This window comes from Sulfolobus sp. B1, assembly GCF_007050195.1.
GTDB lineage: Archaea > Thermoproteota > Thermoprotei_A > Sulfolobales > Sulfolobaceae > Saccharolobus.
Window position 1 is genome coordinate 1 of sequence record NZ_QIMI01000181.1, and the last position, 2347, is coordinate 2347.

A 2347-nucleotide genomic window follows, 5' to 3' on the forward strand; every position below is an offset into this window, starting at 1 on the left:
AATTTACAAATATCCAATTTGGATTCGTTCACATTTAAGACTTATATTGATGACGAGAAAGAGTATAGGGAACACTTAAACGTATTTAAGAAGGTAATAGAGTTAAGTAAGAGACTTGACTTAACTTACACTAGGATATTTACTTTCTGGTATGAAGGGGAATTAGACCATTATTTAGACAAGCTAATTGAGAGGCTTAGTGAGGCAATTGATATCGCTAAAACTGAGGGAATCATTATTGTAATTGAAAATGAGTATAGTTGCCTAGTCGGTAATGGAAGAGATTTAAAGACCTTATTGGATAAGGTAGATACAAGATGGGTTAAAGTATTATGGGACCCCGGTAATGCTTTCGTAGCTAGGGAAACACCTTTTCCTAATGGTTATGGACTAATAAAAGATCACGTAACTCACATGCACGTTAAAGACGTAAAGGTAATAAATGGTGGTTTTAAATGGATGCCTATTGGCAAAGGAAGTATTAACTATAGAAATCAATTAAGTGCTGTGAAGAATAAACCTATAGTTATATCTTTAGAAACTCACTATAGAAATGATAAGAATGATCCTGAAGAGAGTACTAGGGAATCCTTCCTAGGTATGAAGAAGATATTAAATGAGATAGAAGATTCCTTTTAGTTTGTGATTTTTAAATATTCTAATCTATTATAGTTTTTTCATAATTTATCTTAACTTATAATTTTCTGTCGTAAATAAAATTTTACTTTGTCTGTTAATACTTCATTATAAAGAGTATAAACATAAAATGATACTAAACGTACTATTATGTGAATAAATTATAAAATAGAGTTTATAAAGAATGTGATAGATATTATAATGTGACTTTCCATGTCTTCACAGTCTGCATTACAACAGATTTTAGACCATATAGATACTAAGAAGGTCACAAGGTTCTATTGGATAATTACCATACTGGCTGCAATAGGTGGATTCTTGTTTGGTTACGATACCGAAGTTATAGGTATTGCCTCAGTGTTCGTTCCCTACCACTTTACTGGTTTAGTTTTAGGATATGAAATAGCTAGTGCTTCACTGGGAGCAGCGATAGGAGCCATCATAGCTTACTTTTATACAGACAGGTATGGAAGAAAATCTCTGCTTATAGCTGATGCAGGAATTTATGCAGGAGCTGCAATACTTTCTGCGTTAACGATAAATGGTTTAATGCTCCTAATAATGAGGACAATTATTGGTATTGCAATTGGTGCTGATTCAGCTGTAGCCACAGCGTATATCACAGAATATGCTCCGAAAGATAGGAGAGGAGCTCTAGGCATAATGCAACAATGGATGATAACTATAGGTATTTTAGGCTCTTATATTGTAGGTTCAGCAATACTATTGATTGCACCTTCCTTAGCTTTCACCATAGATTGGAGGTTAATATTAGGAGTAGCTGCAATCCCGGCAATAATAGGCTTGGTTTTCAGATTCTTAATGCCTGAATCTCCTAGATGGTTATTATTAAGCGGGAAGATTGATAGGTTAAAGAATGACCTAAAAAGATTTGGGGTTGAGGTCGATGATACACTAATACAGAAGGCTATTCAAGAAGTTAGGAGTGAGGCTTTAGCAAAGTTTGATACACCAACAAAAAGGGCATTGATTGTAGTGGGCTTATGGATTGTTTTTCAACAAATAACGGGAATTAACGTACCTTTCTACTATGGACCTACAATAATATTAAATCTACATATATTTGGTAGTTCCTCAAACCCAGTTTATAGTGAAATATACTCAGTTTTAGCTGCCTCAGTACTCGCTGTTATAAACGTTGCTGCAACATTCATAGCGTTTAGATATATTGACAGAATCGGTAGGAGAAACTTAGGATTATCTGCTTATGCTGGTATGTTAGTATTTGATCTTTTAGGTGGTTTTCTCGTAATGAAAGGGATATTAATAGGGGCACTCATAGCTTTCGCTGGCTTCATAATATTCTTCGCCTATGGCGTAGGAGGAACCGGATGGCTAATTCAGGCAGAGTACTTTAAAACTGCATTAAGAGGTAGAATGGCAGCTATAATAGCTTTAATTGATTGGTTATCAAACTTCGCTATAATAGAGGTCTTCCCAGTGATGTTATCAACAATAGGTCTTGCAGGATCTATGTTTGTGTTTGCAGCATTCGACGCAATAGCCTTGATATTGATGTACTTCATATTGCCTGAAACTAAGGGATTGTCTCTGGAGCAAATTGTTAAGATGTTCTCAGAAACTTCATTATCACAAATGAGAAAAGGTAGAGAATCAGTAATTAAGATGGAAAGAAAAGAGGAAGTTAAGTGAAGGATCTAATTCATTTTTTTAAATTTCTCATATTAAC

Annotated in this window: 2 protein-coding genes; both read left to right on the forward strand. The window is 34.5% G+C overall.

What is annotated here, in order from left to right; genetic code table 11:
* Positions 1–639: sugar phosphate isomerase/epimerase family protein (locus DMP16_RS09140; protein ID WP_143577135.1), on the forward strand; the 639-nt coding region annotated here is incomplete at its 5' end.
* A 210-nt stretch (positions 640–849) separates the two neighbouring features.
* Positions 850–2310 (forward strand): sugar porter family MFS transporter, encoded by a 1461-nt coding sequence (locus DMP16_RS09145; protein WP_069282961.1) that lies wholly within the window; start codon positions 850–852, stop codon positions 2308–2310.
* Positions 2311–2347 lie beyond the last annotated feature (37 nt).